Raw genomic sequence first — 3,285 nt, forward strand, 5'->3', positions numbered from 1 at the left:
ACTGCATCCTCCCAATGATCGGACATTATTACGGACACTATTTGCCCTGCCGTGAGACATTGTCCGGGGTGTGCTGGCACACCGTCCAACAAAATGCGCTCGGTGTTGATCCACTCTATCAGTTCACGTTGTTCATGCTTTGCATAACGAAGCGCGACAAATCCCAGCAATGTACGGACATTGTCAGATAAGCAGTCAGTAAATACAGGATGATGAAGCTCAAAGGGGTGCAGATCAGTGTGAGGCAAAACAGGACTCGATAGATTCAAACGCTATCGTGCATCATACCGGAAAACGATAACCTGTGGCTCCGCGAGGAAGCCAAAAGGCTCTGCGCCAGCACTGAAACTAACGCAGAGGTATCGAAATCTTACTTGGATTTATAGGCTTTGTGGCAACCTTTGCAGGATTTACCCAGCGGCCCCATCGCCTTTTTCAGGCTTCCAAGGCCCTGACCTGCAGCGGCAGACATGTTTTCGGATGCCTTGACCCATGCCATGTGTTTGTCGCCCACTTCGGAATCATCTGCCCACATTTCCGGCTTAGATTTAGTTAGCTCTTCCAGACCTTCAACGCTGTTATCAGATCCTTTTGGCCACATAGTCATATTGTTCATGGCCGCTGCGCTATACAGGTTTTTCGCTACAGCATCTGCCAGTTCAGCGTTGTATTCACGCTTCCCTTTCGCCATTGCACCTAAAATGCCCATGTTATATTTCACAACTTGCATATGGGCTTTTCGAGCTTCAATCTCTTTTTCAAACGGCTCCTCAGCCATGGCAGGCATCGCTACCAGCGCTGCCAGAGAAATTGTAGAAAGTGCTTTCACAAGACCTTTCATTGTTCGACTCCTGTCAAATCTGATTATGGAATAACTCACGTCGCGGTATGGTATCACCGACTATATATTCAAAGAATCTAATACTAAGTTAACTTTTGTAAAGTTAACGGTTGTCGTAGGTTGAATAGAGCAATACGCCACTCCTGAAACAGAGCAAGTAAGCAGATACAGGGAATCGCAGCGCGCGTCCTAGCTTACAAAGTTCGACTATCCGCATTTCCTTATCTCTTTGGCCAACGCCAACGTCCTCAGGCGTATGCACAAATATGATATGTTCGTTTTTGGACCGGTCCGTTAGTTCAAAATCTCAAAAAACTCCTTTTCTTTTACACACTTATCTGCCAAAAATAGGGGTAGAGTGCTAAGGGCTGACGGGAAACCTGTAGACAATACAGAGTGGACTGCAGAACCTCTTTGAATACAGTGCTGCATTGGTTGCCTGTATCCAGAGTTCATTAATAAGAACAATTACAAAAAAATATAATGAAGACAGAGCGTAAAGAGCTGCCCAGCCCTTCCGCGCAAGACCTTCTGTCGCAGATCAAATTCGACGTCGAAGAGGGCAAAATCTGGCTGAATGAACAGCGGATGTTGCTTATTCACTCCGGCGTAATGGGATCGTTGCGTAAGGAACTCATCAACTCTTTGGGGCTTGAACGTGCCAAAGCGTTGCTAATGCGGTTTGGCTATGAATCCGGCCAGCGTGATGCTGAGCTGGCAAAAAAAATCCGACCAGATCTCACCTCAGGTGATGCTTTCTTGGTTGGACCTCAGATGCATATGATTGAAGGCATCGTAAAGGTCCGCCCCATCAAATTTGAATTTGATGTCGAGAAAGGCCACTTTTATGGTGAGTTTGACTGGTTTGGGTCCTATGAATCTGAAGTTCACGTCGCCGACTACGGTCCATCTGATGAGCCTGTATGCTGGACACTGCTTGGCTATGCCAGTGGCTACACCAGCTATTACATGCAACGCACAGTGCTCTATAAAGAGATTGGCTGCAGCGCTTGTGGCGAGGAACACTGCACGATTATCGGCCGTCCGATTGAAGAGTGGGATGACCCTGCCGAGATCGAACGTTACCTGAAGCCCGATCCGATCATTGAAGAGCTATTCGCGCTGCAATCAGAGATTGATTGCCTGAAAAGCAGCATCCAACAGCGAAATGATGACGACCTGCTATACAAATCAGTTGGCCAGTCGAAAGCATTTAAGAATGTGTGTCAGCTGATTAAGAAAGCCTCCTGCAGCAAAGTTTCTATTCTGCTGCTGGGTGAGACGGGTGTTGGCAAAGAGGTGGTGGCCAAAGGCTTACACGCCAGCAGCGATCGGTCTGAAAATCCCTTTGTGGCGGTGAATTGCGCCACCCTGCCCCACGATTTGATTGAAGCTGAATTGTTTGGGGTTGAGAAAGGTGCCTATACTGGCGCGACTCAGGCACGCGCGGGCAAGTTTGAACGCGCAGACGGCGGAACAATCTTCCTCGATGAGGTCATCGAACTGACACCCCGTGCACAGGCGTCGTTGCTGCGCGTCCTGCAGGAAGGCGAGCTTGAGCGTGTGGGTGATTCCCGTACCCGTAAACTGGATGTACGCGTTGTTGCCGCGACTAATGAAGATCTCGAAGAAGCAGTGCGTGACGGTCGAGTCCGTGCAGATCTGTTCTATCGTCTGAATGTGTTTCCTGTGGCGATCCCACCATTACGGGAGCGCACCGAGGATATCCCAGCACTGACCACCCATTTTCTGGACAAGTACCACGCACTCTATAACAAGCGTACGTTGGGCGTATCCGATAAAGCGATGCAGGCGCTTATGACCTATGCGTGGCCGGGGAATATTCGGGAGTTGGAAAATATGATCGAGCGTGGAGTAATCCTCACCGATAACAATCAATTGATTGGCTTGAGTGACTTCTTCCCGTCTCTGGCTGAACCGAGCCACCCGCTGAACGTGATCAATAAGCAGGGGGCGCTCTGTGAAGAGTCACCCGCAGCGGATACCGCATTGTCGGAGATGAATATGGAGCAGTACGCTGCGGCTTGGCTGAACAAGGGCTTTGATATGGAGGCTTTTGAATCCACATTGATTGATCAGGCGATGAGTCAGTGTGATGGCAACGTGTCTAAAGCCGCTCGTGCATTAGGGCTTTCTCGCCCTGCATTGGCGTATCGTCTTAAGAAGCAGACAGAACGCGAAGACGCTATCCACGTCAGCACTGCAGGCGAAGCAGAATAGTTGCGTATGTTGCGAAACCTAACATCAGACGTTTATCGAAATAGGTGGTGTTGGGAATCGCTTCGCTCGTCCCATATATGGTCTCCTCCCGATTTGCAAAGGCTCTATGCTTCGATGACGTGGCAGGTTGCTGCCATATATCCGGCCTGTTTAACGAAGTCTTTGTCACTTCTGGCCTTGATGAACATTCGCGCGCAGCGTCC

At 49.4% G+C, this 3,285-nt stretch carries 3 protein-coding genes; 1 reads left to right on the forward strand and 2 read right to left on the reverse strand.

Annotated features, from left to right (window positions below):
* Both ABYW01_RS17395 and ABYW01_RS17400 read right to left on the reverse strand, forming a co-directional pair.
* On the reverse strand, positions 1 to 248 hold a 248-nt coding region (locus ABYW01_RS17395), incomplete at its 3' end, for a hypothetical protein (protein WP_372835184.1).
* A gap of 122 nt (positions 249 to 370) precedes the next feature.
* Entirely contained in the window at positions 371 to 841 is a 471-nt protein-coding gene (locus tag ABYW01_RS17400; RefSeq protein ID WP_372835187.1) for a cytochrome c, read from the reverse strand.
* Positions 842 to 1,324: 483 nt separating this feature from the next.
* On the opposite strand from ABYW01_RS17400, the gene ABYW01_RS17405 reads away from it, so the two are divergent.
* The gene (locus ABYW01_RS17405; RefSeq protein ID WP_372835189.1) at positions 1,325 to 3,082 is read left to right on the forward strand and encodes a sigma 54-interacting transcriptional regulator; all 1,758 of its coding nucleotides are present in this window, start codon (positions 1,325 to 1,327) and stop codon (positions 3,080 to 3,082) included.
* Positions 3,083 to 3,285: the final 203 nt, after the last annotated feature.

The organism is Pontibacterium sp. (assembly GCF_041587635.1).
Taxonomy (GTDB): Bacteria; Pseudomonadota; Gammaproteobacteria; order Pseudomonadales; family Balneatricaceae; genus Pontibacterium.